Annotated in this window: 19 protein-coding genes, 1 other RNA gene and 4 pseudogenes; 17 read left to right on the forward strand and 7 right to left on the reverse strand. The window is 41.5% G+C overall.

What is annotated here, in order from left to right:
- Positions 1–10 precede the first annotated feature (10 nt).
- Positions 11–334, reverse strand: a complete 324-nt coding sequence (locus tag FIS9605_RS0107525) for a hypothetical protein (RefSeq protein WP_026732043.1) — start codon at positions 332–334, stop codon at positions 11–13.
- 691 nt (positions 335–1,025) lie between these two features.
- Here FIS9605_RS0107525 and FIS9605_RS36500 point away from each other — a divergent pair.
- Positions 1,026–3,457, forward strand: a pseudogene (locus FIS9605_RS36500) (penicillin acylase family protein).
- 493 nt (positions 3,458–3,950) lie between these two features.
- Here FIS9605_RS36500 and FIS9605_RS0107535 read toward each other — a convergent pair.
- Positions 3,951–4,235, reverse strand: coding sequence for a GYD domain-containing protein (locus FIS9605_RS0107535; RefSeq protein ID WP_026732044.1), 285 nt, complete (start codon positions 4,233–4,235; stop codon positions 3,951–3,953).
- A gap of 1,022 nt (positions 4,236–5,257) precedes the next feature.
- Here FIS9605_RS0107535 and FIS9605_RS0107545 point away from each other — a divergent pair.
- From FIS9605_RS0107545 to FIS9605_RS0107590, 11 genes and pseudogenes are all read left to right on the forward strand, one after another.
- Positions 5,258–6,490: a 5-(carboxyamino)imidazole ribonucleotide synthase gene (locus FIS9605_RS0107545; RefSeq protein WP_026732045.1), complete on the forward strand. Its 1,233-nt coding sequence runs from the start codon at positions 5,258–5,260 to the stop codon at positions 6,488–6,490.
- 61 nt (positions 6,491–6,551) lie between these two features.
- Positions 6,552–6,735, forward strand: a non-coding RNA gene (gene ssrS / locus FIS9605_RS40275) — 6S RNA.
- 339 nt (positions 6,736–7,074) lie between these two features.
- A complete protein-coding gene (locus FIS9605_RS0107550; RefSeq protein ID WP_026732046.1) occupies positions 7,075–8,319 on the forward strand; it encodes a M16 family metallopeptidase in 1,245 nt (414 codons plus the stop codon).
- A 152-nt stretch (positions 8,320–8,471) separates the two neighbouring features.
- Positions 8,472–9,749 carry a M16 family metallopeptidase gene (locus tag FIS9605_RS0107555; protein WP_026732047.1) on the forward strand — a complete coding sequence of 426 codons (1,278 nt, stop codon included), beginning with the start codon at positions 8,472–8,474 and terminating at the stop codon, positions 9,747–9,749.
- Between the two features lie 194 nt (positions 9,750–9,943).
- Positions 9,944–10,771: a peptidoglycan-binding domain-containing protein gene (locus FIS9605_RS0107560; RefSeq protein ID WP_231510259.1), complete on the forward strand. Its 828-nt coding sequence runs from the start codon at positions 9,944–9,946 to the stop codon at positions 10,769–10,771.
- A 137-nt stretch (positions 10,772–10,908) separates the two neighbouring features.
- On the forward strand, positions 10,909–11,199 hold the full coding sequence (locus tag FIS9605_RS0107565) for a hypothetical protein (RefSeq protein WP_026732049.1): 291 nt from the start codon (positions 10,909–10,911) through the stop codon (positions 11,197–11,199).
- Positions 11,200–11,490: 291 nt separating this feature from the next.
- Positions 11,491–12,141: pseudogene (locus FIS9605_RS41755) on the forward strand (IS1 family transposase); the annotation flags it as partial.
- A gap of 187 nt (positions 12,142–12,328) precedes the next feature.
- Positions 12,329–12,931 carry an NUDIX hydrolase N-terminal domain-containing protein gene (locus FIS9605_RS36520; RefSeq protein ID WP_051469949.1) on the forward strand — a complete coding sequence of 201 codons (603 nt, stop codon included), beginning with the start codon at positions 12,329–12,331 and terminating at the stop codon, positions 12,929–12,931.
- 112 nt (positions 12,932–13,043) lie between these two features.
- Positions 13,044–13,238, forward strand: coding sequence for a heavy-metal-associated domain-containing protein (locus FIS9605_RS0107580; protein WP_026732050.1), 195 nt, complete (start codon positions 13,044–13,046; stop codon positions 13,236–13,238).
- Positions 13,239–13,429: 191 nt separating this feature from the next.
- Positions 13,430–14,053 (forward strand): class I SAM-dependent methyltransferase, encoded by a 624-nt coding sequence (locus FIS9605_RS0107585; protein WP_026732051.1) that lies wholly within the window; start codon positions 13,430–13,432, stop codon positions 14,051–14,053.
- Positions 14,054–14,115: 62 nt separating this feature from the next.
- Positions 14,116–14,529: a heavy metal-responsive transcriptional regulator gene (locus tag FIS9605_RS0107590; RefSeq protein WP_026732052.1), complete on the forward strand. Its 414-nt coding sequence runs from the start codon at positions 14,116–14,118 to the stop codon at positions 14,527–14,529.
- Between the two features lie 84 nt (positions 14,530–14,613).
- Here FIS9605_RS0107590 and FIS9605_RS46555 read toward each other — a convergent pair.
- Positions 14,614–15,262 (reverse strand): annotated as a pseudogene (locus FIS9605_RS46555) (IS982 family transposase); the annotation flags it as partial.
- A 555-nt stretch (positions 15,263–15,817) separates the two neighbouring features.
- On the opposite strand from FIS9605_RS46555, the pseudogene FIS9605_RS45035 reads away from it, so the two are divergent.
- Both FIS9605_RS45035 and FIS9605_RS0107605 read left to right on the forward strand, forming a co-directional pair.
- A pseudogene (locus FIS9605_RS45035) lies at positions 15,818–15,931 on the forward strand (HNH endonuclease); the annotation flags it as partial.
- Positions 15,932–16,039: 108 nt separating this feature from the next.
- Positions 16,040–16,207 carry a hypothetical protein gene (locus tag FIS9605_RS0107605; RefSeq protein WP_442854686.1) on the forward strand — a complete coding sequence of 56 codons (168 nt, stop codon included), beginning with the start codon at positions 16,040–16,042 and terminating at the stop codon, positions 16,205–16,207.
- 146 nt (positions 16,208–16,353) lie between these two features.
- Here FIS9605_RS0107605 and FIS9605_RS0107610 read toward each other — a convergent pair whose 3' ends face one another.
- Positions 16,354–19,131, reverse strand: a complete 2,778-nt coding sequence (locus FIS9605_RS0107610; RefSeq protein ID WP_026732056.1) for a DUF3536 domain-containing protein — start codon at positions 19,129–19,131, stop codon at positions 16,354–16,356.
- 582 nt (positions 19,132–19,713) lie between these two features.
- Between FIS9605_RS0107610 and cax the strand changes: the two genes are divergently transcribed.
- The 3 genes from cax (at position 19,714) to FIS9605_RS0107630 (ending at position 22,439) form a co-directional block, all read left to right on the forward strand.
- Positions 19,714–20,805: a calcium/proton exchanger gene (gene cax, locus FIS9605_RS0107620; RefSeq protein WP_026732057.1), complete on the forward strand. Its 1,092-nt coding sequence runs from the start codon at positions 19,714–19,716 to the stop codon at positions 20,803–20,805.
- A gap of 128 nt (positions 20,806–20,933) precedes the next feature.
- Positions 20,934–21,194, forward strand: a complete 261-nt coding sequence (locus FIS9605_RS0107625; RefSeq protein ID WP_197036008.1) for a peptidoglycan-binding domain-containing protein — start codon at positions 20,934–20,936, stop codon at positions 21,192–21,194.
- Between the two features lie 480 nt (positions 21,195–21,674).
- A complete protein-coding gene (locus FIS9605_RS0107630; RefSeq protein ID WP_026732059.1) occupies positions 21,675–22,439 on the forward strand; it encodes a peptidoglycan-binding domain-containing protein in 765 nt (254 codons plus the stop codon).
- Positions 22,440–22,506: 67 nt separating this feature from the next.
- On the opposite strand, the gene FIS9605_RS0107635 is transcribed toward FIS9605_RS0107630, so the two are convergent.
- The 3 genes from FIS9605_RS0107635 to FIS9605_RS0107645 all read right to left on the reverse strand — a co-directional run bounded on the left by FIS9605_RS0107635 (position 22,507) and on the right by FIS9605_RS0107645 (position 26,643).
- Positions 22,507–24,927 carry a sucrose synthase gene (locus tag FIS9605_RS0107635; protein WP_026732060.1) on the reverse strand — a complete coding sequence of 807 codons (2,421 nt, stop codon included), beginning with the start codon at positions 24,925–24,927 and terminating at the stop codon, positions 22,507–22,509.
- Between the two features lie 1,190 nt (positions 24,928–26,117).
- Complete coding sequence (locus FIS9605_RS0107640; RefSeq protein WP_026732061.1) at positions 26,118–26,408, reverse strand: hypothetical protein; 291 nt, start codon at positions 26,406–26,408, stop codon at positions 26,118–26,120.
- The gene (locus FIS9605_RS0107645) at positions 26,401–26,643 is read right to left on the reverse strand and encodes a hypothetical protein (protein WP_026732062.1); all 243 of its coding nucleotides are present in this window, start codon (positions 26,641–26,643) and stop codon (positions 26,401–26,403) included. Before FIS9605_RS0107645 ends, FIS9605_RS0107640 begins: the two co-directional genes overlap by 8 nt.
- Positions 26,644–26,941 lie beyond the last annotated feature (298 nt).

The following is a 26,941-nucleotide window of genomic DNA, read 5'->3' on the forward strand; positions in this document are numbered from 1 at the left end:
TGCCCCTATTTTAATAAGCATCCTCAACCTCAAGTTGAGCCACTGTCACAGCATTAAAAGCGAAAGCAGCAACTAATGGAATCGGACATCTCAGCCAATAGGTAACAAAAGCTGCAATCATAGTTGCAATCACTGCTGTTATCGACCAGACACGTTCCTCACAGGTTAATCCCTTTTCGGCTTTAATCACTCTGAGAACTTGTGCTGGAATTGGTTCAGGCATTACCGCACCAGGAGGAAAAGCCCAATAACTGTTACTGCGTTCAATAAATAAGTCTGTCCAGCCATTGTCTTGGCACCATTCTTCAATCCATTGATCAGAGTAATGTTTCATATTCGGTCTGCCAATTCGATTCAAGAAATCAAGCATAATAGTTAGAAAATTAATGAATATAACTTTGTTGGTTAATCTCGATGATTTATGAATTATCTTTTAAATTAATGTTTTGGATAAATGTTAAACTTTGTTAAGGAATAAATACACCTCTAATAACTCTTAAATTGCCTTTTTCTTTAATAATTAGACTAACAGGACTTTTATTATTCTCGCAGCGAATGAAAATAAACTTTACTTAGGAAATTGTAAATAAATATTTCGCATCAAATCAGCGAGTTAATACTATCAATAAAGGCAGGGGAAAGGGCAATGGAAATGTTTCTTTCATCTATAAGGAAGGCTCAAAGCACTTTTATAGAGTTCTCTCAAAAACCATAAACTGCTGGTTTTGGTGCTGCCAATTTGCTGTGCATCCAATATACTTATGTCATATTTGAGTACAATTGCTTATATATTTCAAGAATGCTTCTAATTCAATATACAAGTGCAGTCGAGTAGGCTTAAACCCGCTAGAGAAAGATATTTTAGAAAAACTTGCAAAAACAGATGTATTGAAACTACCCAAAGACAGACAATGATAAAAATCTAAATAAACATTTCCAATCTGCTGCAATAAACCATGCAGAAGCTATTCAAAAGTAAATTCTTTAAATTTCTTAGCATTAGCCTTGCGATCGTAACTTTGGTGATGAGTAGTGCGATCGCCTACACTATTTGCCACTCCTGGCCCCAAGAAAGCGGGAAAATTACCTTACCAGAATTGCAAGCGCAAGTAGAAGTTCGGCGCGACCAGTGGGGTATTCCTCACATCTACGCCCAAAATACCCACGACCTGTTCATGACCCAAGGCTATATTCATGCCCAGGATCGATTTTGGCAAATGGATTTTTGGCGACACATTGGTTCCGGTCGCTTAGCAGAAATGTTTGGTCAGTCCCAGCTGAGTGCAGATAAGTTCCTCCGCACTTTGGGATGGGCACGAGTAGCCCAAAAAGAAATTCAGCAGATGGATGCAGAAACCAAAAGTATCTTGCAGGCTTATGCTAGCGGGGTTAACGCCTATCTTGCCAACCATCAAGATAGCGCCTTGAGTTTAGAATATGCCGTTTTGAAATTACTTAACCCCAATTACAAACCCGAACCCTGGCAACTTGTACATACACTCACTTGGGGCAAAGTCATGTCCTACGATCTAGGCGACAACCTAGATACAGAAATTGAGCGCAGCATTTTACTCAAAATCCTAACACCACAACAAGTAGATCAACTCTTTCCCCCCTATCCAGCCGACTATCCCGTTATTGCTGCTAATGCAGGGAAAGCAGGTTCCCTTGATAGAGAGGTGAAGCGGTTGGGAAGTGCGGAGAACCCCCCCATCCCCTCATCTCCCAATCTCCCCATCCCCCCCTCCTCCCCTGTCCCTCTTTCCCACTCCTCCGACATCGGCACTGGTTCCAACAACTGGGTGATATCAGGACAACGCACCGCCACTGGTAAACCCATCCTCGCCAACGACCCTCATTTGGGTGTACAAATGCCATCTATCTGGTATGAAGTTGGTTTGCATTGCACACCAAAAAATAATCAATGTCCCTATGATGTAACCGGATTTTCTTTTGCTGGCATGGCAGGGGTAATTATTGGTCACGACGATCGCATTACTTGGGGTGTTACCAATCTTGAACCAGATGTGATGGACTTATTCATCGAGAAAATCAACCCAAATAACCCCAACCAATACGAAGTAAATGGCAAATGGGTTGATATGGAACTGCTTACAGAAAATCTCCAAGTTGCAGGTGGTAAGTCTATTCCACAAACAGTCCGCTACACCCGTCACGGCCCGATTATTTCCGACGCATTTGCACCTTTACAAAACTTTAATCAAACAACAAGTATTAACTTACCAGCAAATTATGCTTTAGCGCTGCGCTGGACTGCTTTAGAACCTTCAACCTTGGCATCTGCAATTGTGAAAATCAATCGCAGTCAAAATTGGCAAGAATTTCGTGCAGGTGTGCGAGATTTTGATGTGCCTGCACAAAATTTTGTCTATGCAGACATTGATGGCAATATTGGCTACCAAGCACCTGGTAAAATTCCCATTCGTGCTTCTGGGGATGGGCGGTATCCTGTTCCCGGCTGGACAGATGATTTTGAATGGAAAGAATACATTCCTTTTGAGAAACTTCCTTCAGTATTTAATCCGGAGTCTGGCTATATTGTGACTGCCAACAACGCAGTTGTTGGTGACGATTATCCCTATCTCATCTCCAGTGAGTGGGATTATGGTTTCCGCGCCCAGCGAATTGTCGAAATGATAGAAGAGAAAAACAACGGCATCACCATTGCTGACGTGCAGAAAATGCAGACAGATAACAAAAATTTAATTGCGGAAAATATAGTACCAATTCTTCTGCAACTTCCTCTGCAAAATAACCGCTTGGAAAAAGTACGGCTTTTGCTAGCAAAGTGGGATTTTCAGCAAAACACAGATAGCACCGCTGGGGCAATTTTTGAAGCATTTTGGAAACATCTGCTAGCTAATACATTTGCAGATCAGCTACCCCAGGGTTATTTACCTCGTGGTGGCAGTCGCTGGTTTGAACTCATCAGACAATTAATAATGATTGGTGGGATAATCAAAAAACTCCTGCTATTGAAGACCGCGACCAAATTTTCCGTGCCTCTTTTACCCAAGCAGTGAATGAATTAGAGCGTACTTTTGGCAAAAATACCAGCCACTGGCATTGGGGAAATCTCCACACTGTCACTTTCCGCAACCAAACTTTAGGAAAATCGGGTATTTCTCTTGTCGAAGCGCTGTTTAATCGTGGTCCATTTCCTAGTGGTGGTGGCAATTCTATCGTCAACGCGACCGCCTGGAATGCAGCCAAAGATTACACGGTCAATTTCGTGCCATCAATGCGAATGATTGTAGATTTGGCTAATTGGGATAATTCAGCCGCAATTCAAACAACGGGACAGTCTGGTCATGCTTTTCATCGCCATTATGATGACATGATACAACCTTGGCGCAAATTTGAATATCATCCCATGCTTTGGCAACAGAACCAGGTAGTAGCTAATACGACTAGCAGCTTGAAGTTGACACCTTAGCAGTTTCAACTGGATTTGGTTGTACAGTCCCAAGAAAACAACTGCTGCACACAGGAGAGGGAGGGTAGCCCTGTCAAGGTGGGTAAAAAACGAACCATTATCTTAGTAGAGAAGACTATTTTCCTCTTTGTGTCTTAGTGTCTTGGTGAGACCAGCCCCCCAGAAGGGGGTTCCCGTCACGTAGACGCGCAGCGGTGAACCAGCGCGCAGAAAGGGGGTTCCCCCCATGAGCACCTGCCGTGGTTTCCTCCATGAGCGACTGGTGAACCCGGAGGGCTTCCCGCAGAGTAGGGTGTTTCAATCATTCTTTTCTCACCACTAAGACACTAAGACACCAAGAAAAATACATTTCCAAGACTCACACCTTGACAGGGGTAGAGAGGGAGGGTTAGCGATCGCAAGGTTAAAGGGAGCAAATTAAATGTACTTTAGCTTAAAAAATTAGTTGCAGTGGGAGATGTACGCGTTTTGCAGTAGAAAAAGATCTATGTTTTCACTGGAAACTGCTGATGAAATCATCAATGGGAATGGCTGTCATAGTCATTACTTTCACACTACCACGCGACGATAACTCAGCTGCTACGCGAGCCATTGTCTGGTTATCTGGCCCTTCCACAATATTTACGAAATCGTAGGGACCTAACACAGCGTACTGAGATATAACTTTCACCCCCATTGCTTCAAATTCCTTGTTAACTTCTTGAATGCGGCTTGGGTGAGTTTTAATGGTTTTGGCACCCTCATCGGTCAAGTTACTCAAAAGAATGTAAGTAGCCATTTGAAACCTGCCTTTTTCAACGCTTAAAATCCGGATACTCCCCTGCCATTTTCTATATGAATATACTCATCTCCCACTACCGGACTATTTAGAAAGTCAGAGAAATCAAATCATCTGGCAAATATACCACACACGCGGTCTAATCCTGTCAAAATGAAGGTTTGGGTCTTTGAATCTCATTTAAGCTTCATCAGAGTTTAACGCGATTGATTATTATCAGCAATTTGAATTGAACACGGTGAAAACTGAGATTGACAGTCGCGGAAATTTATGAACGTTCGTCTTTGCTAACCCACTTTTAGTCTAATTCAGTTGACATATTAAAGTCACAGGATATTGCAAAATCAAAACAATTCTATTAGTACATTCTGGAAAGAAGATGGAAACAGCATCAAAATAGAAGATAGGTCTGGGTGTGTCTTCCAGACCACTTAAAATGAGAGGGTGCGATGAAAAAGTGTAAGATTTGTGGTAAGACGATGCGTCCTGGAGAACTTCATATTGGGTGTGGATTGTCGGCTCTAAATCCATTGATTATCAATTCTCCGACGCGTAGTCGTACACCAAAGCGTACTTGTCCAAAATGCGGCAGAGAGGTGAGAAGTCCGAGGAAAAGGCTTTGTCACGTCTGCCGTGGTGATAAGTAAATTGAGATGATTATCCGATACAAAGCTCCTCACTTTGGGGCGACTAGGGGCGCTTAGGGGCGATGGGGTGCGATCGCTCTATCAAAATCATTTCTCTCTCATCACCAATACTCAGTACACAGATAAATACAGATAAATACAGAATACTTTTATCTAATTAATTTGGGCGATCGCACGGAGTCTATTACTAAAGTGGTGGTAAGCTGATTTTTTGGGTGATACCACCACTACCAGGCTGCGCTATCCGCTAGTATGTAACAAAGAAGAATGAGAGCAAATAATTTTACTGGTGATGCAAATTAAACAACTAAGTGCAAAAGCAATTGGTGGAAATTCTCAAACAGGCGTAAAAACTCGTGACTCTTTAAGGTGCAAATGAAGCGTGTTGGTGTAATTGGTGGCGGACAACTTGCCTGGATGATGGCAGGGGCAGCAAATAAGTTAGGGATAGAATTGGTAGTGCAAACTCCTAGCCCTAACGATCCTGCTGTTGCGATCGCTCATGAGACTGTTTTCGCTTCAGTTGATGACGCAGCGGCTACAGAAATATTAGCCACAAAATGCGATATCATCACTTTTGAAAACGAGTTTGTTAACCTTGAAGCTTTATCGCTGTTGGCAAAAAAAGGTGTTTGCTTCCGCCCAAGTTTAGAATCATTAGCTCCGCTTTTAGATAAATATCATCAACGCTGTTATTTGCGTGATTTAGGCTTACCTGTTCCCCAGTTTTTTGACATTGATGGAGTTTTAAAAGAGAATACCAAAGATGGAACTCAAGAGCTAGGAGTTTGCAGCCAAGAATTAGGAATTGAAAATGAAAATATTTCTAAATTTTCACAAATTATAGAATTAGATTTTCCTCTTGTTTTAAAAGCTCGCCGTCATGGTTATGATGGTCAAGGTACCTTTATTGTTAATGATATAGAGACTCTACGGCAAAAATTAGAATCTGCGATCGCTAAAAAATCTATCTTATCTCATCCAGCTTTTTTATTAGAAGAATTTATCCCATTTGCACGGGAGGTGGCGGTAATTGCAGCGCGTTCTGTGCATGGGGAAGTGGTGATTTATCCAATTGTAGAAACTCAACAAGAAGAACAAGTATGTCGACGGGTAATTGCCCCAGCTAATATTTCACCACAAGTAGCAGCAGAAGTTGAGAAGATTGCTCGTACCCTTCTCAATAGCCTAGAAGCTGTAGGAATTTTTGGCATTGAACTATTTATTACTGCCGACGATCGAGTATTGGTGAATGAAATTGCACCCCGGACTCACAATTCTGGACATTTTTCTCTCGATGCTTGCGAAATATCTCAATTTGAGCAGCATTTGAGAGCAGTTTGTGGCTTACCTTTGGGAAACCCAAATTTGCTTTGTCCATGTGCTATTATGGTAAACTTGTTAGGCTACGAAAAATCCCAAAGCAATTATATTGCTAAACGCCAACAACTGGAACAAATCCCTCAAGCTCACATCCATTGGTACGGTAAAACCGAATCGCGTCCCGGTCGAAAATTGGGACATGTTACGGTATTGTTAAGTAATCAAAACTGGGATCAAGCAATGGCGATCGCCCACACTATAGAAAACATTTGGTATCCCAATTAAATTCACCAAAAAAATCAAATTCAATACCCACAAAATTATTTTAAAAGCTATAATCAGATTAATTGCACTGCGACGTTGGTGACTGCCAACAAGTTTTGTGATCTATGACTTGAAAGTTAAGGGAACCAAGCAGTTTTCGTGGCAGTAGACCGGGCATGTACCCGGAAACTTTAAACGGGAAGCATCGGTGCCCACCTGGTTTATCCAGGTCAAAAACTTAGGTAAAACGGCGTTGCGGTGAATTAAAACTATTAGCTCCCTCAGTCAATTAAGACTTGGGAGCTTTAATTATTAGGTAGAGGCAGAATGAATAAATAGGTGATAGGGGATAAGTGACTAGGAACTAGGCACTTGGGGCATCGGGCATGGGACATCGGAAAAACAACAGGGGGAAGGGGAAAAGGGGAAAGGCGAAAGGTTAATAAATTCCTTTACCCAATCCCCAATCTCCAATCCCCGATCCCCAATACCCCTTTCTGTATCAATTGATTCTAAATTGTTGAGAAACAAGAGTTAAGATCCCAAGATTGCGATAAATTGTGGTTAAAGCTCCAAAAATATTGTTACAAAAATTCATTAATACCGTGTTTTCAGCCTCGATCTTTAAATTAGATAATGGGTTGACATTTATTCATCAAGAAATTCCCACTACTCCTGTAGTTGTGGCTGATGTTTGGGTGCGTGCTGGTGCAAGAGTTGAACCAGAACCTTGGTTCGGCATGGCTCACTTTTTAGAACATATGATATTTAAGGGGACTGCAAAACTTGCGCCGGGAGTCTTCGATCAAAAAATTGAAAACAGGGGTGGGGTGACGAATGCAGCTACTAGCTATGACTACGCCCATTACTGTATCACTACAGCTTCTCCTTTCCTAGAAGATACTCTGCCTTACCTGGCGGAACTGTTGCAGAATGCGGCTATACCAGAAGATGAATTCTTGTGCGAACGAGATGTAGTCATAGAAGAAATCCGCCAAGCACAAGACGATCCGGACTGGATAGGATTTCAAGCACTCATCCAAAGCATATATCAGCACCATCCTTACGGACGTCCTGTGTTGGGAACACAACGAGAACTCATGCAGCAGTCACCGGAAGCAATGCGCTGCTTTCACCGCAATCATTACCAACCAGAAAATATGACGGTAGTAGTTGTTGGGGGAATTGCCGAGGAATCTGCTTTAGAGTTAGTCAGCAGTACATTTCAGAATTTTGGCGATCGCTGCTGTGACTGTCCGCAAGTTCCAGAAATTGCAGAACCAATTATAGCAGGAATTCGTCGTCAACAATTGGATTTACCACGGCTGGAACAAGCACGGTTATTAATGGCGTGGATTGGGCCAGGAGTTGAACAACTCCGCAACGCCTATGGTTTAGATTTGCTCTCAGTATTACTTGCAGAAGGACGAACATCACGCTTAGTACGTGACTTGCGAGAAGAACAACAACTAGTGCAGGGAATATGCAGTAATTTTTCCCTACAAAGAGATTCAAGTTTATTTACAATTACTGCTTGGTTGGAGCCAGAAAATCTTGAACGCGTCGAGTCCTTAATCCGCCACCACTTGGATGATTTACTCACCTATGGCATCAGTGAACAGGAATTAGCTCGTTGCCAACGATTATTATGTAATGATTTTGCATTTTCTACAGAAACGCCAAATCAGCTTGCTGGACTTTACGGATACTATAACACCATTGCTCAAGCAGAACTAGCAGTGACATATACAGAAAAAATTAAGTCTTTTGATACCCAACAACTGCAAGAATTAGCAAAAGAGCATCTTTCACCCAACCATTACGTGGTTACGGTACTTAAACCTTGTTAGTCATTAGTCATTAGTCATTGGTCATTAGTCATTGGTCATTGGTCATTAGTAAAGGACAAAGGACAAAGGACAAATGACAAAGGATTAATGACATAGACGCGCCTTCTTCGACTTCCCCCAGGGTAGGACAAATGACAAAGGATAAATGACAAATGACAACCTCCTTACAAAAATCCCATATCCATCGCACTGTATTAAACAATGGCATAGTGGTACTCCTGTCAGAAAATCCGACAGCAGATATCATCGCAGCGCGGATTTTTATCCGTGCTGGTAGTTGTTACGAAAGCCGAGATAAAGCTGGATTAGCACATTTGCTGTCTGCTGTGTTGACAAAGGGATGTGATGGACTTTCGAGTTTGGAAATAGCTGAACGCATAGAGTCTGTAGGAGCAAGTTTAGGTGCAGATACAGCTACCGATTATTTTTTGCTGTCTTTAAAGACGGTAACATCAGATTTTGCAGAAATTTTAGCATTGGCAGGGCAGATTTTGCGATCGCCCACATTTCCAGAAGCCGAAGTTGAACTAGAACGACGCATTGCCTTACAAGATATTCGTTCGCAAAAAGAACATCCATTTAGCATCGCTTTCGACCAACTGCGGCAGATCGTGTATCAAGATCATCCCTATGCAACCTCAGCGTTAGGAGATGAATCAACCATGAGCCACATAACTCGTATGGACTTAGAGCGGTTTCACCAAACCTATTTCCGTCCAGATAATCTAGTAATTAGTATTGCTGGTCGAATTACACCAGATGCTGCTGTAGCAGTGGTAGAAAAAGTATTTGGTGATTGGCAAGCGCCTGTTGATACTCCACTGCCCACACTAAATTTACCAAATCTCACCGTGCAACCGCAAGTGGCGATCGTACCCCAGCAGACGCAGCAATCAATCGTCATGCTGGGTTATCTCGGAGTAGCAGTGCACTCTACTAACTACGCAGCCTTGAAATTGCTATCTACATACTTGGGAAATGGGCTTTCCAGTCGATTATTTGTAGAACTACGTGAAAAGCGGGGTTTAGCTTACGAAGTATCCGCGTTTTATCCTACACGGCTTTTTCCCGCGACCTTTGTAGTTTACATGGGTACCGCCCCAGAAAATACTCAAATAGCCCTTGCTGGACTGCAAAAAGAAGTTGATTTACTATCTACCACCCCACTTGCAGAAGTAGCACTACAGGCAGCCAAGAACAAAATACTAGGACAATACGCCTTGGGTAAACAAACTAACGGTCAACTTGCTCAGCTATATGGATGGTATGAAATTTTAGGGCTAGGAATTGAATTTGATCGAGAATTTCAAGAATTGATTGCGAATGTTAGTATTGCTGATGCAATGACAGTAGCTTGTCGATATTTACAGGAACCTTATGTATCTCTGGTCGGTCAAGAGGAAGCGATTAAGAGTGCAATTTCTTCCTGATATCAACTTTAAAAGACCACTTACTGATTGCTTTTTACACCCTTTTGCCATAAGAGTATTACCATAAACTTTACCAGGGGCAAATTCCAATGAAAAGCAGCAATAAAACTAGTATCTTGGGTTACTCTAGTGTACTAAACCCATCGATATGCTGTATGTGGGAAAGGAAACAGAGGTATAAATCATTATTGGCGATGAAAATACTGTTATTTTCCCCTGTACCTCTGCTTCTTTGCTCCTCTGCTTTAGTATCAGTTGCAGCACCTTCACAACAAATTGCCCAAGTAATTGCACAAGCTAGCATCAACCGTCCCACTCTTACACCAGGTAGTCAAGGGCAAACTGTATCAGAACTTCAAGCAGCGTTGAAACTTTTGGGCTTTTATACGGGTACAGTAGACGGAGTATATAATGAAACAACAGCCAAAGCTGTTTCTCAGTTTCAACAAGCAGCAGGCTTAAGTGCAAATGGCATTGTTGATGCAACTACTTGGCAAAAACTTTTTCCAGGCGAAGCGATCGCATCTTCATCTCCTACTCCTTCTGCCACAAATTCCGCCAGTAGCTTTCCTGTTCCCTCTCAAATTGGGAATAACTCTACACCTGTTTTAACTCAGATAGGGAACAACTCCCCAATAATTGCTACTCCTCCTGAGCCTACACCCGCAACACCTCCTAGGCAAGCTACACCTGCTAATTCTCAAAACAAGCCTGTAACACGCTCATCGTCTGTACGCACTCAACAAACCACACGTACGCAACAAACTACGCGCACTCAAGAAATTCCTGGTGTTCAATACACCTCGCGAGGATTGCCGATTTTACGTTTAGGAATGCGCGGTTCTGAAGTTGCAAAATTGCAGCAAAAACTGCGAAAACTTGGTTACTTCAGAATTAATGCTGATGGCAACTTTGGCAAGGAAACCGAAACAGCGGTGAAAGACTTACAAAGCCGCTACGATATTAAACCTGACGGTGTAGTTGGTGGCGCAACTTGGGAACTTCTACTGCAACAGCATTAGTTTTTGAACTTTAAGTTTATCACTCAAGGTTGATGTAGAACTTCAATTCAATTTCAAAAATTGTTACAAACCTACAAAAAATATTGTGGGTAGAAATGTTTTTGTTTGTTGTTTGTAATTGGAATTGGAGAAACAAAATGAATCCCAAACAATATCACGATCCCAGCACACCAGGGTCTTCAGAGAATGGTAGTGGAGAAATTACTGTAGATGCAGGGCCTGATACTTCTGGCTTAGATAATTCTGCTATTGGTACTCCTAAGGTTCAACAACCAGATTTAAATCAATCTGGTGAACAACAAGATTTGAATGACTCTCGTCATGATTCTGACAATGTTGATGCACCAATTCCAGAACCTTTCGCTGAGGATCAAGACGAGAACATTGTCGATCGCCAACTGGGAATTATCGGCCGTAGTGCAGGATAATAACATCACCACCATAGCAGTTCTCAGTTGAGTGCAGGCGTATACCTACTACTGTGTCAATCAGCGCTTAAGTAAACAAGAGAGATAAAGGTGATGCTGAAACAGAAACTCATTGCTGTTGACAAAGTAAACCAAAATTCTTGATCGCAGTTTAATGCACCGCCTTTACTCTCTACTGATTAGGTAAGCTGCGATCGCACAATCAAACAACTATTAAAAAAGGGCGTTGCATAATAGAGGGATGAATTGAGGTGATCTACTGTGGAATGTCCATAGTGTGGGTCTAGGGAAATTCGTAAGAACGGAAAGCGTAGAGGTAAGCTGCGGGCAAATTTGTATCAAATGCGACCGCCAGTTGCTCGACCTGTACGATCCGCCGAAAGGATATTCAGAAGAGATCAAAAAAGAATGCGTAAAAATGTACCTCAACGGTATGGGTTTTCGCGCGATTGAACGAGTCAAAGGTGTGCATCATACTAGCATCATTTATTGGATTAAACAATTGGGAGAAAAACTGCCGGATGTACCAAAAGAAGATATAGTTCCAAAGGTTGGAGAACTAGACGAATTAGAGACATTCATCGGTTCAAAAAAACAAAATTTGGTTGTGGACAGCACTAAATCATTTTAGTCAAGGTATTTTAGCGTGGGTTTTAGGAGACCACAGTGCTGAAACGTTTGAGCCATTGTGGGAAATTGTTAAACAGTGGAAAAGTTATTTTTATCTTACCGATGGCTGGAAAGTTTACCCAAGTTTTATCCCTGATGGAGACCAAATTATCAGTCAAACATATATGACGCGAGTGGAAAATGAAAACACCCGATTGCGTCATTATCTTGCACGCCTTCACCGAAAAACTTTATGCTCTTCTAAGACCGAAGAAATGCGCTCGATACTCACTTAAATTATTACTTCACTACTTGAAGTATCAAATTGTACCTACATCAATGATATCATCCCTTCATTCAGCAACGGGTAAAAAAGCAGCAAAAATTCTAAATTTTAGCCAAACTCTTTTTTCTAGGAGTGATTTACAATATTTCAGTCAACACTTTATTGGTTTAACCACTAAACTGCTAAAATTAGGCCGCAAAGTTGCTGTTAAATCAATAGTTGAGGCTACCCCTTGTGGCTAGCGATCGCTCCTTAAGTATTATTGAGTTGCTAGATGAGCTGCGGGCAATTGCACAGCTTGGATTGAACTATTCAAAAGACGTTTACGATCGTGAGCGCTACGAGCGCCTTCTTGGTCTTGCTTCGGCACAGTATGAAGCGCTGTGTTCCCTCCCTAGTTCAGAAATAGAGAAGCGCTTTCGCGCTGAGCTTGGCTACATTACGCCGAAGGTCGGTGTATCCGCCTCAATACTAAACGAGCGTGGCCAATTGTTGTTGGTTCAACGTACCGACGATCGCACATGGTGTTTGCCATGTGGTTGGGCTGAAGTTCGAGAAACGCCACAGCAGTCGCTTATGCGCGAAGTGCTCGAAGAAACAGGCTTGATCGTGGAAGTCGGGTCGTTGATTCGTCTTAGTTCGCGAATGCCGGGTGATTTTGGTCTGCCTCACACCACCTACCATCTACAGTTTTATTGCACGGTTGTCGGTGGAACGCTGCAAGAGTCTCACGAAACAACGAAAATAGGGTATTACGATATATCGTCTATCCGAAGATGGCATCTCGATCATAAGGTTGAAGCCGAAGCGGTGTACCAGTATTGGTGCAATCGTTGATTGACTTGCTATGCAGGTAAGATAAAGTCACAAATTTTTCCCACTCCCACTTGACTCTCCAGTTTACTGGAGATTTCAGAATGGAATTACTTCATAAAGGGAGGATTGAAACATGACGCTACAACTAAAAGTTCCGAACATGGCTTGTTCAGCTTGTGGAGAAGCGATCGTAAAAGCCATCCAAGCAGTTGATCCTAACGCTACGGTTCAAGCCGATCCGCAAACGAAGCTAGTTAGCATCGAAACACAGGCATCCCAAGCAGCTGTTAAGGAAGCAATTACAACTGCTGGCTATTCAGTCGCATGAGGTTGAACTGGTGCAGGTGGCAGAAATAACTATTCAGATGAAAAAGTGGTACTGGTACAGATGTGGCGATCGCTGCTAGCGACATCACTCTCATCAGACTATGCTTTTATATCTTGACTCTCCAGTAGGCTGGAGAGTCTATGATCAAAAGGTCGGTAAATTCAGATTTTACACTTTGATAGGAGGAAGAAATGGGATTTTACTCAGAAAGAATCCTTCCCTATCTTCTTGATTGGTCACTATCCGATTCAAATCTCGCTAAATACCGTCAAGAGGTTTTAGCAGGTGTGGAAGGAGATGTTTTAGAAATTGGTTTTGGAACAGGGTTGAATCTTTCTTACTACCCTGAACATATTCACAAAATTCTCACAGTTGATGCAAACCCTGGCGTTCAAACCTTAGCCCAAAAGCGTATTCAGGCATCCTCAATTACTGTAGACCATCGGGTGCTAAATGGTGAAAACTTACCAATGGCAGATAATACCTTTGACAGCGTAGTGAGTACTTGGACGTTATGTAGCATTGCAAATGTTGAACAAGCCCTCAAAGAAATTTACCGGGTATTGAAACCAGGAGGACGATTCTTTTTTATTGAACATGGACTAAGTAATGAGCCTAAGGTTCAAGTTTGGCAAAACCGACTAACTCCATTGCAAAAAATAATTGCAGATGGATGTCATTTTAATCGCAATATTCGGCAACTTGTTGAGAAGCACTTTGATACTGTGAGCTTGGAAGAGTTTCACGCCGAGAAAATACCAAAAATTGCTGGGTATATGTACAAAGGAATCGCAACTAAGGCGAACCCCGTTTAATTCTCTAGTTCACTCTGTCGTTGATAAGAAATTAAGGAAAATTATCTAACCAAATACTAAATATGTTAGTCCAAGAACAGCTAAAACAAATCGGTACAGTAGCTAAAGAAAGTGGCGTACCAATTAAAACCATTCGCTACTATGAAGAACTCGGTCTACTCAAAGCATCAGGGAGAACCGAGGGTGGATTTAGATTGTTTGATTCGGATACTTTGTCTCGCTTGAACTTTATTAAACGCGCCCAAAGTCTTGGTTTGACTCTATTAGAAATTAAAGAATTTTTGAATGTTCACGACCAAGGAGAATTACCCTGCGAACATGTCAAAGCTAAGCTGCAAGATAAGCTGGTAGCTATCGATGAACAAATCCAGCAACTTCTCATTCTGAAATTAGAGTTAGAAGGGCTACTTTCTGGGTGGGAAACAATACCTGAAAGTTCTGAGCAAACAATTTGTCCTATTATTGAACAAGCTTAAATAATTTGACAATCTATTTATTACCAGCAGATAGACTGGTTAACCAGTTTATCTGCTGATTTTTTGTTAAAAAATTATTTATTTTTAAATACACTTAAAAAAAATGACTATTAACGTGAGTTCGACGGGACTAAAAAAGGCAGGAGGTAGAGCAGGCAAATCTTTTGGGTAAATGTCAATGGCAGGTTTTTTGGGCAAATAGGTATAAGCCGCGCTCACCAGCCATTAAATTCACCAAAAAGTTAAATGGACTACGATGACGATCTGGTTCGATTTGACAAATATTTTTGAGATGGTCATAGACCGACTCGCTTAAGCGCACGTTTACGTAACAGAATTTTATCAATCAGTTTGATCAAACGATTTTTCATTTTCTTTTTATATTTAGTTACTAACTGCAAACCTCGCTCATATAACTCCTCAAATAATTTTTGAGAAATATATCCTCTATCACCAAATAGTTTACCAATTAGGTCTTTAGTCATGTCTGGAACTGGTTTGCGGTCATCCACATGAGCTGGAGTTAGTGAAAAGGCGAGTAATTCTCCACAATCATTAATAATCAAATGCAGTTTAAATCCACGCAGGCCAGCAAAGCTGAATTTTTGCCCCATTTTACTAATCCTTTAAATATCTTGTGAGAATGTACTCTACAGTTATGACAAACATTAATTGGGGTGGAATCGATAAAGCTAATCCCTGTAATTTCTCCTATACATGTATGTAAAAAGCAATTTTTGGGTTGTTTCGCTAGGTTTTCTAGAATAAGTCCCTGCATTCGGATAGGGGTATCTTGACCTAGTATGGCTTCCAAGGTTTGGGCAGCTGCATAAACATAAGCATCGCCGCTCTTGTCCTTATCTTCATCAATCCGAAAGCTAATTGTTAATCGGACTCGTGACAATGCTTCATCATCTAAAAAGTTTAAAAAACGCTGGATTTGGCTATCGTGCCGTTTTTTTTCTTCTTCTAAAGTTGCGATCGATGAATTAACATCATCTTCATCGTTTTCACGTTCGTCTTTCAAATATTGTGCGGCAGCACTGCACATTTGATCAAAATAATCAGTATTTTCAACTCGTTCACGTGCAGAAATAACTGTCGCCACAGACTTGTCAGATTTTTTAGCCTTCGTATCTCCAGCTTGAAATGCCATAGGCACGAGGTTAGAAGTATTGGGTATATTCTAGAAAGCCGTACCTGCTTTTCTAGCAAGCTGTTCGAGTTGCTTATCAGCTTTCAGACTCGTAATAGTTCTCTTAAACTTCTTGTACAGGCAGCAAATCAACTTTCAAGTGGCGAGACAAACGACATCAGCAACCTACAAACCCTCTGTCTGACTTGTAACCAAAAGAAAACAGACCACATCGATCCCCGCTCTAGGCGTTATTTTGCACTTTAGATTAGGATAGATTGTTAGTTTCTGACTTTTATGCCGAACAAGTTAAATAGCAACCCCCTAAACTTCACTAAAGTTAGTCTGAAGCTTATCTTTGGCAGCTTGATTTTTATGGCTGTTTTAATAGCAGCTTTTCCGTGGTTGTATGAAATCAAAACCAAAGCTGGGATCAATATATCCAAAAGTCGCCACGCAGGGCCTTTTTTTGAGAAACACACTCGCGGACTTTTCAAATGTGAGTGGCTTTATCCTTACCATTGCGATCGCTCTCCAAAATAAGAAATAGGGAAACACAGGCAGATTTTGAAAACCTGCCCGTACGTCGAGTTATTTTTACCTTTGTGTCTTTGTGTCTTAGTGGTGAAAATTTAAACCACAAAGGCACCAAGACACCAAGCAAAATCTTAATTCGCACCTCAACAGGCCTACCCTATTTGACTCGACCAATAACTAACATCAACAGCTAACCTTTGTCCTAATTTCAACAAATGACGGTATCTAGTTGTATCCTCGCCATTGGCGATCGCCATCTGACATTGGGGCAAAATCTTATTGTATAAACAACTAAAGTATAGTTCCTGGGAGCGATCCAAGGTTATGCCAACATCTAGCTGATATGCGACATCAATCAAGCTTTCCAAGCGTTGCATCTCTGCATCAAATGTACCATTAACATCGTGTAACAATTGCCAAAGCGATCGCAAAATTAACTGTTCTAACATCTGCTTGCCTTCAGGGATATTTAACCGGCAGCGCAGGTGTTTGGCTTCGCTAGCGATCGCCTTTAATTCGAGGATATGACTTACAGTCAGTTGCGGTTCGCTGATATCTTGCTCTAAGGCACGCAATGTCGTCATACACCGATAACTCAAAGCAATCTCCGCTGCTACTTGCAACTCTTGCGGTGCTGCTAGTCCATCCCGGTGGAATGCCATCAACACACCATAATTATCTCTATAAGTCTGGGTATATAGTTGGTCTAAGCGTGTCAGTGTTTCTTGACTTAGCAATCGCATCAAGCGGTGACGTTCCTCAGCGAAGAGATTCTCTAAGTTAAATGCTTGATCCCCAAATAATTGCATCATCGTCAAGATAGTGTTAGCTGCACTGGCTGTTTGCAGTGATGCTAATAGTTTTTCTTTCTGTTGGCTGTAAGTGCGCCTTCCCTCGAAAGGTTGAATGCAACAGTGGAAATCCCAACCTCCTAAATGCAGGACTGCAAACACCAAATGTTCACTTTCCCAAGTGATTTCTGAGATCAACTTTAAGTGTCCCACTGCCAGTGTTAAAGATCCCAGACGTTGCAGGTGGTAATCTAACTCGTGAACGTCGTAGCAATAAGCACGCTTTTGATAGGGATGGGAATGTCTGACAGTACAGTTATTGGCAGATCCACCATTGCGCGTTTCGCCTTTGTGATTGTTAAACAGTGAAGCGATCGCGTGATGTGCAGCAACTTGCTTAAAAGTGAGCTGCGAAGTCGCCACCAGTTGCCGATAAACTTCTGCGCCGTGTTTAAAGATATCAACATTACTGGGAGCAATAGCAAGGCGTTTCAGGAAGCCTTTTTCTAACTGCACGCCTGCCACATCTCCCGCCAGTTCCAAAGCCCGGGCGGCATAGCGCAGAACCTGCGTTCCCTCTGGGCGGGATATTTCTTCAAAAAACCAACCGCAACTAGTGAACATCAGCAAAGCGTGACGCTGCATTTCCAATAGGCGCAAAGCGTCTACTTGTTCTGCATCTGTGAGTTTGTGGGTTTGATGACGACTGAGGAAGCGGTGAACATTGGCAGGAGAACGATCCAGAATTACCTTGATATACTCATCTCGTGCTAGCCAAGGATCGCAGAAAAACTGTCTACCGTGTTCTTCGTACACTTCAACTAAGCGATCGCGCAACCAATTCAGGGCATTTCGCAACGGGCGACGCCATTGTTGATGCCACTCACCGCCACCACCGCAACCACAATCATCTTGCCATCTGTCAACACCGTGGGCACAACTCCACGCAGTAACTGGCTTTAATTCCACTTCCCAAGTGGGAGGATTGATGCTGAGATAATGGGCAAAGTTCGTGACTGTCCAACCCCGGTGGGCAAACTCTTTTGTAAAGGCAAATGCCAGAGTTTTCTCAGTTCCGCCCTTGTGGTGTCCAAAGGTTTCTCCATCTGTCGCCACAGAAATTAACTGGGCAGGACGATGATCCCCACGCACTGCCGAACCGATGCGTCCCGCCAAGTGGCTAGAACTGTAGAGGACATCGCTAAAGCCCATGTCTCGCGAGATGGGGCCATCGTAGAAAAAGATATCAATGTAGGGAAGAGATTGGCGATCGGGGATTGGTGATTGGGAAGTGGGATTTTCTATCTCCCGATCCCCGATCCCCGATCCTTGATCGCCATCTCTGGGAGACAAAGAAACCGTACTTAAAGGAGAAGAAGCAGTGCTGAGTGTTGGTTTGAGGTAACAGCGATAGGGACGTGTGGGATCGATCTGATTACCACCAACTTCGTGCCATTGTGGATGGGGATTATCTTTGGTAGGTAGGAGACGGCAACGCTGTGCTTGCGAAGGTGCCAAAACAATAAAGCGAATGCCTTCTTTTACCAAAGCTTCCAGAGTTGGGTAATCTACCGCAGTTTCTGCCAGCCACATACCTTCGGGATCGCGTTTAAAGCGGGATCGGAAGTCTGCTTTGCCCCAGCGAATCTGCGTATATTGATCCCGTTCGTTGGCAAGAGGCATGATGATATGGTTGTATACTTGCGCGATCGCATTGCCGTGACCATGCAAACGCTGACAAGATTTACGATCTGCCTCCAAAATTCGTTGATAAACCTCTACATCGTGGCGTTCCAGCCATGACATCAGCGTTGGGCCAATATTAAAGCTCAAATACTCATAATTATTCACGATCCCCACCACTTCGCCTCGGTCATTTAATACCCTGGCGAACGCATTTGGGCGATAGCATTCGTGGTGAATTCGCTCATTCCAATCATGAAACGGTGCTGCGCCCGGTTGGCGTTCAATCGCATCCAAATATGGATTTTCCCTTGGCGGTTGGTAAAAATGACCGTGTACCGTGACATAAACACCCGTTGCCGCGATCGAGGGATCGTGCATTTTGGTGTTTGTGGAATTTTCTGGCGATGTCAAATTTGAGCCAGACATGGCTGGCCGTTCAGCAGCAGAAGTCATGTAGTGTTATCCAAAATCAAAGATACTTGCAGTTGCGCTGATAAATATATCCGTCTAACCTTTACAGCGGCATTTCTACAAATGTTAGCGTAAACAAAAGCAATGAGAGAGATGCAAATTCAAAATAGCTATCTGAATATTGTGGGTAATCTGCGTTATCAAGCAGCCCTATCCCCGAATTCAGGAATAAAACAGCCACTGAAAAAGCCTCTGTGAGAGGTTTTCTCATTGGCAGTGCGAAGAAATTTAATTGTCTTTTAATATATTAAACATGATTTTTGATGTAGAATGTACGGAATTTTCAAAAACAATTGCAAAGAAAAGTTGCAAAATCTCCGTAAAACTATAATTTATTTTACAAATGTTGCTGCCTGAAGGGAAACAGTAAAAACTCGGAAGCGTTAAACCATATGGTTACGATTATTCTGAAGTCTGGTTGCATAATCACGTACTAATTGCTTTTATCTGTGAGATTTTGGCTTAATTTAGTCCATATTCACCAGTAAAAGCAGAAGGCTATTGACCATTGTCTATTGACCGTTGACCATTAACTATTAACCATTAACTATTAACCATTGATTAATGTCAGGTAAAAACATTCTCTTTTTAGTTCTATTACTGTTTATTCCAGTTTCTGTGCTGGCTCACTTTTTAGAGTGGGGAGATTTAATAGTTTTCACTACCGCTGGCTTAGCAATTCTGCCCTTAGCAGCTTGGATGGGTATAGCCACAGAAGAAATAGCTGTAGTAGTTGGTCCTACACTCGGAGGATTTTTAAACGCTACTTTTGGGAATGCTACAGAACTAATTATTGCCCTCATTGCCCTCAGATCTGGGTTAGTAAATGTGGTCAAAGCCAGTATCACTGGCTCGATTATCAGTAATTTGCTACTAGTCATGGGTCTGGCCATGCTGTTAGGCGGCCTGCGCCATAAAGAACAGACATTTCAACCGATAGTGGCACGGATGAATGCTGCTGCTATGAATTTGGCGGTAATTGCCATTTTGTTACCAACAGCAATGGACTTTACCTCTTCAGGAATTAGCGAAAAAACCCTGCAAAATTTTTCTTTGGCAGTGGCTGTAGTATTAATCCTCGTCTACGCCCTGACACTGTTATTTTCTATGAAAACCCACTCCTATCTTTATGAGGTAGGTATAGCAGAGACAGAGGTTTTAGAAACTTCTCATAGCAAGCCTAATGTTGGGTTGTGGACTGGGGTATTGCTACTATGTACCCTCCTAGTAGCATTCGAGTCAGAACTACTCGTGGATTCTTTGGAAGCAGCCACATCCCAGCTAGGTTTGACCGCATTATTTACAGGAGTGATTCTTGTGCCTATCATTGGCAATGCTGCTGAACACACAACAGCTGTGACTGTGGCAATGAAAGATAAGATGGATCTCTCCCTTTCCGTTGCTGTGGGATCAAGTATGCAGATTGCTCTGTTTGTAGCTCCTGTGTTAGTAATAGCGGGGAGGTTTTTCGGTCAACCGATGGATTTAGATTTTAGTCCCTTTGAATTAGTGGCTGTGGCTGTATCGGTGTTAATTGCGAATACTATCAGTTCAGATGGTAAATCGAATTGGCTAGAAGGCACATTACTTTTAGCTGCTTATACACTCTTAGGGTTTGCTTTCTACTTCCATCCAATCATTGATGGCATGGGGTAATTGTTATTGATTGGTTGTTGATTGTTAATTGGTATTTATTCCCAACAACTATCAGCTATCAATAACCAACAATTGAAAATCCAGAATACGGTTGAAATCAAAAGAAAACAATTTTATAAAGAGCACGTATGGAAGAAACTCCAAATCAACCACAATCTCTGAGCATGCAAGCTGTCTCCAATCCAAGCCTACCAACACTGCGTTTTGGTGATTCAGGTGATGCTGTTCGTGTGTTGCAAAAATTGTTATTGTGTAATCGCTACTCTGTCCGTATCGATGGAAATTTTGGTGCGCTGACAGAGACTGCTATCAAGTCCTTTCAGAACCAACGGAATTTAGTGGCGGATGGAATAGTAGGTTCTCGAACTTGGCGTGAGTTGACAAAGTAGACTTCATAAACTGCCTATACCAAAATTGGAAATTGAGAATTGGGGATTTGGGATTGGATCTATTTATATACCCATTGCCCGATGCCCAATGCTCTATGACCGATGCCCTTTGCCTTTTGCCGTGACTGTATATGGGTAAGATATATTACAGTTTACTCGCTTTGTAGCACATTAAAATTGCACAAAGCCTAGTATTATAGTCAAAGTGCAAAATTGGGACAATCAGCATGGGGAAAATAAAGATATTATCCCCATGCCTTTATCGTCCTTTTTTGTTTAATACAGCTTGATATCTAACACATATTAGGCATACCTAAATATACTTAATTTTTTATTAGTCATTCCTTAGGGAAGCCAGATACTATCGTCAAGTTTTTTTGAGATCAGTATCACTTTTTTTAGCTGTTAATATGTACTATTCCGGAATACTAACCTTTTGGTATGTGAAAGAAAATATGGGTGTTAGTAAAATGAAATACAATGAGTGATATAAGCCTACTGATGTCGGGCGTGTTAAAAACAGGACAACCATCTCAGCCCTATGTTCCGGAAAATTCACCGGTTCAGCTCGACAATTACATAAAACAGTCAAAACAAAGTCATTTGTCTGAGGTTGTTCCAATACATCAAATCACGCCACCTGAATTCATGTTGTCAGATGGTAATGTGCCTGTTATGCCATTAGCGATCGCATCAGATGCACTTGATACATCAGATAGACTAGATAACGATCCTAGATTTAAAAACATTTCAGACTCTGCTAATTTCTCTGAGTCCCAAAATTCTCAAGTTGAATTAGAAGACGCTGTTGTCGATAGTCTGGATGACTCAAATGTAAAACCAGAGTTTACCCCAATATCTGAAACTAACCATGTTTTGCTGGCTTCTAATTCTGTTGTTAAATACAAAACCGTTGTCCAGAATCCTCGCAGCAACCAGCCAATATACTTAGCAGGGGGAGAGTTACCACAGCGTCGTTTCAGGAATAGACAAACCAGAAGCTACAGGCAGATCGCAAAACTTCCAAGGTACACTGGTTCAGATTTACCAATTCTGCGTTTTGGTTACACAGGAAATGCTGTTAGGGTTCTACAAAGGCTGCTACTATCTAATGGCTATGCTATTCAAGTAGATGGAGCTTTTGGAGCTTTGACAGAAGCTGCTGTCAAAGCCTTTCAAAACCGGCGCAATTTAGCTTCAGACGGAATAGTCGGTCAAAAAACCTGGTATGAGTTAACAAAGTAGTCATTTGTCCTTTGTCCTTTGTCCTTAGTAAATGACAAATGACAAATGACCAATAACAAAAAACTAATTACCTATACTGATGTTGCTCTAATAATTGTTGCGCTCTAGGTTTGTAAATTAAATAAAACAAAGCCTCAATATAACGCAACAAATCCTCTCGATTTTCCTTTGAGATAAAGTTCCAGAAGCCATAAATTCGCGCCAAGGATAGCAACTTGTGAGTATGAATTTTCCAAGTATAGGTGCTGTAAACTCGGTCGATAGATCTTTGAGAAATTTCATACCAGTAATTTGGATTTTGGTCGCATTTATTCACAAAATTTAAAATTTTTGTGGCTGTCTCCTCTAAATTAGTTGGGTTGATGTAAAAGCCATTGATTTGATCCTGAATAATTTCCAATGGCCCACCAAACTGGGTAGCAAAAGTAGGTAATCCTGAAATCATCGCCTCCAAAATCGTCAAACCAAACGCCTCAAATAAAGCGGGTTGCACAAATATTCCTTGATGGTCGGCAATTACACGGTATAGTTCTCCGGAATCTGTTTTAGATAAACGTACACCCAACCAGCGAATTTTACCTTGGAGATTGTACTGCTCAATAATCCGGTAGAGTTTAACAATTTCTTCCCGTTCTTCGTTATCACCTGATTCTTCAACGCGCAACTTACCTGCCACTAAAATTAAGTTGCAATGCTCCTGCAATTCTTTGCTTTGGCCAAAACATTCTGCTAAGCCTGTGAGATTTTTGATCCGGTCAAGACGTGCTATTGATAAGAGAGGGCGTTTGCCGGGATCGTCGAGTTTACCAAATATATGGGCAGAGTCTTCTAAAGTAAAGAGCATTTCTTCAATGCGTTGGCGATCGCTCTCTATCCTGTCTTGAGTACGGGTGTAGGGAAAGAAGTAATTCTCGTTCACGCCCGGCGGTACGACATTAAATTTGGGACTAAATAGTTCAATGCCATTGACCACATGATACAAATCCGGCATGGTGAAGCACTTATAAGATTCATATTGCCCGACACTATCCGGAGTTCCGACTATTTCTTGATAGGTGCTGCTGATGATAAAATTGGCTGCATTCATCGCCAATAAATCAGCGGTGAATTGGATCGAAAAATGATATTTATCTTCCAAATCTTGCCAGTAGAGGTTACTGAACAAGTATTTAGATTTTTCAAAAGCATGGGCAATGATACACTGGGTAACACCCAAGCGACGTGATAGCAAAAACGCGACTAAATTCCCATCAGAATAGTTACCAACTATCAAGTCGGGTCTGCCTTGAAATTCCGCTAGCAGTTCTTTTTCGGCATCGATCGCATAGGTTTCTAAATACGGCCAAATTTCAAACCGGGAAATCCAATTTTGTGTCACGTTAGGATTGAATTCCCGAAATGGCACGCGCAAAATCCAGGCATTTTCTGTACCGTAGATTTTTTCTAGACGTTGGCTGCAAAGAGTACCATCGCTATTGGGGATGAGGCGGGTGAGAATGATCACCTTCGGTTCAACATTCAGTCCCTCTAAACCCGCTAGAATAGCATCTTCTTGCAGCTGCTTTTCTAAACTCTTGGCTTGGTCAAGGAGGTAAACTACCTGACCGCCAGTGTCGGGACGACCCAAAACTCCCTCTTGACCAAACCAGCCGTGGGGAGACACCAAGACGATTCTAAAAATCATCGGGATGCGGGAAATGAAGGCTTCCAAGGTTTGGGGATCGGGAGAGTCTATCAATTCATCAAGAATGCTGAGGGTTTCCCGTACGCGCGTGGCGGTATTACCCCAACCCGGTTCAAAGCCCATCGTTTGCAGTTGAAACCGGAATTCTTCGTATGGTTCTTCACTGGGGCGATCGCTCACAAAGGCGATCGCTTTTTTGACTTGTTCGGAAAGTTGCTTTTGGGATTGAATGCGATTGTTGATAAGTAACTGGACGCCGTTATACTGATGCAGGCTCAAGAAAACAAACAAACCCTCCAGCCATTGCTTGGGATCTTGAAAAAGTTTGCTAGACAGGTAACGGTTGAGAAACTGCACTCCCTTACCAATATTTTTCGGGTCGCGGATGATTGGGGAGTAATCGTAAAACGGGCCAAAATCTAGTTCCAACAGATCGCCTTCATTGGGATGAAACCGATTTACAAAGCGATCGCGCAGATCCAAAAGTTCCTGCACTGTCATCGGTTCAACACTCAAATCTGCTGTCAGCCGATAAACTTCTTGACTAGCAATTTTGGGGCGGACAATGAAACAAAAGCTGGAACCATCTTGAATGATTTCTTGAGTGTAGTAGATTAGCTTACCCAAGGATGATGAAGTGCTAAATTGCTGGGATGTCTGGTACTGAGCACAATATTCGTTGTATACATTCAGTATGTCATTCCGCAGCCAGTATCTTTTTTCTTGTTGGCTTAATTCACTCAGAAAGGAACGCAAATCATGTTTTTCTTCACTATCGAGGACTGCTTGAATTAAATCAGACATAAAAAATCTACCAAAAGATATTTGAATTTTGATTTTGAATTCAGCGTTGAAGTGGAAGAGAGTGATGAATAATGATCTTAAGTGGAAAAAGCTTTAAATTTCGCACTCAAATCAAAAAAATCATTTATTTTCTCAATTCCCATCGTTTTATTTACATTTTTAGGAATATCCTAATTGTTGTTATCTTGTACTCTAACTAAAGGCGTACATTATTCATTAATTCGATTAATTGGAATTGTCGATAATTACTAAAATTTATTCGTAAGGTTGATTACTGCGTCATCGCACCCCACGGAAACTGAAGTTGACTTTATTAAGAATTTCTAACCACTATGTGAGCGTGTTCATGCATGGTATTTGTGGGCGTTAATGACTAAATATGTTTTTAAATCCACAGAACAGTAGCTATAACGAAAGCTTCAGAGTTATCAAGCAGTCAGGTTCCTCTACTACCTACTGTACGGGCGGGTTTAGATGTAATATCTGTAAGGTCAAAAAGTAGAATTTCTTGTTAAACCCTCATGGCAATAGCACCCTGCACTCCCAGCGCGCAGCGACTTCGGTGTAGGGTAGCCGCCCGGAGGGTGTCTGCATCAGGGGAACCCAGTTGTAGCACTACCTCCCCTACAAACAATCAAAAAGATAAACACTCTTATTGCTCAACTATTTATTAGCAATTACATGAATTGATTTTCAAGTAGTATTGATTGCAACAAAAATTCATTTATTTTAGATTTAAAACACTACAAATTTGAAAATAAATTAAATTAAATCAAGTTTATTATGATACATCATCTCTGCCTAGTCCAACTATTTATAATTACAGCATAAGTCTTGAAAAAGCAGGTCAATGCTTATGACTGAACATACACACCATACCACTACTGAAGACCACAGTATAGGCAATATAATGATTATATCTCTCCTTGCCTTATGTGGGCTGACTGTTATCTTTTTGTTGGGTATTTTTTAACTAGGATTAAAACATTTTGGATTTGTCAAATCTTTTATAAACAGCAGTCCAGGAATCTAAAAGGGCTGCTGTTTAGCATAGTTATTTAGAACAATCATTCATTTATTTACAGGCAAGCTTAGGGTTGATTTTTCAAGGAGATGCAGATATTTGCTCCGCTAGGAAAATGTTAATTAAACATCAGTTCAACATGGCTTGAACTGGCGATCGCATCTACTCATATTGCCCGATCGTTTCCTAGCCTCCATCCCGCATCTATCATTTGAGTTAGTTCTTCTAAATCAATATTGTTTATCGCTCGTGCCAGTTGCACAAACTGATAAAATTTTTCAAAAGAAGTGGGGTCTGTAGGGTCTAAGCAAAAAAACTCGCAAAAAAGAGAAAATTCGCCAATAATTTTCATGTAAAAACGGTTTACTCCACTTATAAAAGCTTTTGCGGTTTTTTGCGCCTCTGATTCAAAGCCTGATTTGTCTAGGTGGTAGTCAAAATCACCTTGCTCAAACATCTTTGTTCCTTTTGTGCAATTTACTACTTTGCAAACCTTTACTTGTCACAATATCTCGCAGTGTAAATACTAATTCTTGTCCTTGCTGCTCTATATTTTTTTCAGTTGCAAAGTTAAGAATTATCTGTTCAATCTGCTGCCGCTCAACAACATTGGCGTCTAAGTAAAAATTAACTAGCAATTCCACAAACAGTTTGGCATCAAGCTTAGCTTTGTGAACCAAGTCTTCAAACATAATACTCACCCATTTTAGCTATTTCAAAATCAGTAACATGGGTATTTGTTTTATATCAGGCGAGGAAATCAAGGAAATTAGTAGAGCGTTAACTACTTATCCCACCACACTAAGCTGATTAACATGACAGAATCTACAAAGTATACAAATTTTGTTGAACTTGCATTTATCAAGTAGAGTCGCTCTCCAAAATAGCTTTTCTCATCGCCACAATTTGCTCTTAAGCAAAAATGTTCTTGAAGTGGATTTTGATTTTGTTACATTCGCTCATGTTGTTATGAAAAATACTTAAATTTAT

It is taken from the genome of Fischerella sp. PCC 9605, from assembly GCF_000517105.1.
Lineage (GTDB): Bacteria > Cyanobacteriota > Cyanobacteriia > Cyanobacteriales > Nostocaceae > PCC9605.

Excerpts from the sequence above, each read along its gene's own strand:
- FIS9605_RS0107645 (WP_026732062.1), bottom strand. The coding sequence starts at position 26,643 with ATGTTTGAAGACTTGGTTCACAAAGCTAAGCTTGATGCCAAACTGTTT.
- FIS9605_RS0107630 (WP_026732059.1), top strand. The coding sequence starts at position 21,675 with ATGAGTGATATAAGCCTACTGATGTCGGGCGTGTTAAAAACAGGACAA.
- FIS9605_RS0107555 (WP_026732047.1), top strand. The coding sequence starts at position 8,472 with ATGACAACCTCCTTACAAAAATCCCATATCCATCGCACTGTATTAAAC.
- FIS9605_RS0107545 (WP_026732045.1), top strand. The coding sequence starts at position 5,258 with ATGAAGCGTGTTGGTGTAATTGGTGGCGGACAACTTGCCTGGATGATG.
- FIS9605_RS0107560 (WP_231510259.1), top strand. The coding sequence starts at position 9,944 with ATGAAAATACTGTTATTTTCCCCTGTACCTCTGCTTCTTTGCTCCTCT.
- FIS9605_RS0107590 (WP_026732052.1), top strand. The coding sequence starts at position 14,116 with ATGTTAGTCCAAGAACAGCTAAAACAAATCGGTACAGTAGCTAAAGAA.
- FIS9605_RS0107585 (WP_026732051.1), top strand. The coding sequence starts at position 13,430 with ATGGGATTTTACTCAGAAAGAATCCTTCCCTATCTTCTTGATTGGTCA.
- FIS9605_RS0107640 (WP_026732061.1), bottom strand. The coding sequence starts at position 26,408 with ATGTTTGAGCAAGGTGATTTTGACTACCACCTAGACAAATCAGGCTTT.
- FIS9605_RS0107610 (WP_026732056.1), bottom strand. The coding sequence starts at position 19,131 with ATGACTTCTGCTGCTGAACGGCCAGCCATGTCTGGCTCAAATTTGACA.
- FIS9605_RS0107635 (WP_026732060.1), bottom strand. The coding sequence starts at position 24,927 with ATGTCTGATTTAATTCAAGCAGTCCTCGATAGTGAAGAAAAACATGAT.
- FIS9605_RS0107535 (WP_026732044.1), bottom strand. The coding sequence starts at position 4,235 with ATGGCTACTTACATTCTTTTGAGTAACTTGACCGATGAGGGTGCCAAA.
- cax (WP_026732057.1), top strand. The coding sequence starts at position 19,714 with ATGTCAGGTAAAAACATTCTCTTTTTAGTTCTATTACTGTTTATTCCA.
- FIS9605_RS0107525 (WP_026732043.1), bottom strand. The coding sequence starts at position 334 with ATGAAACATTACTCTGATCAATGGATTGAAGAATGGTGCCAAGACAAT.
- FIS9605_RS0107580 (WP_026732050.1), top strand. The coding sequence starts at position 13,044 with ATGACGCTACAACTAAAAGTTCCGAACATGGCTTGTTCAGCTTGTGGA.
- FIS9605_RS0107605 (WP_442854686.1), top strand. The coding sequence starts at position 16,040 with ATGGCTGTTTTAATAGCAGCTTTTCCGTGGTTGTATGAAATCAAAACC.
- FIS9605_RS0107565 (WP_026732049.1), top strand. The coding sequence starts at position 10,909 with ATGAATCCCAAACAATATCACGATCCCAGCACACCAGGGTCTTCAGAG.
- FIS9605_RS0107625 (WP_197036008.1), top strand. The coding sequence starts at position 20,934 with ATGGAAGAAACTCCAAATCAACCACAATCTCTGAGCATGCAAGCTGTC.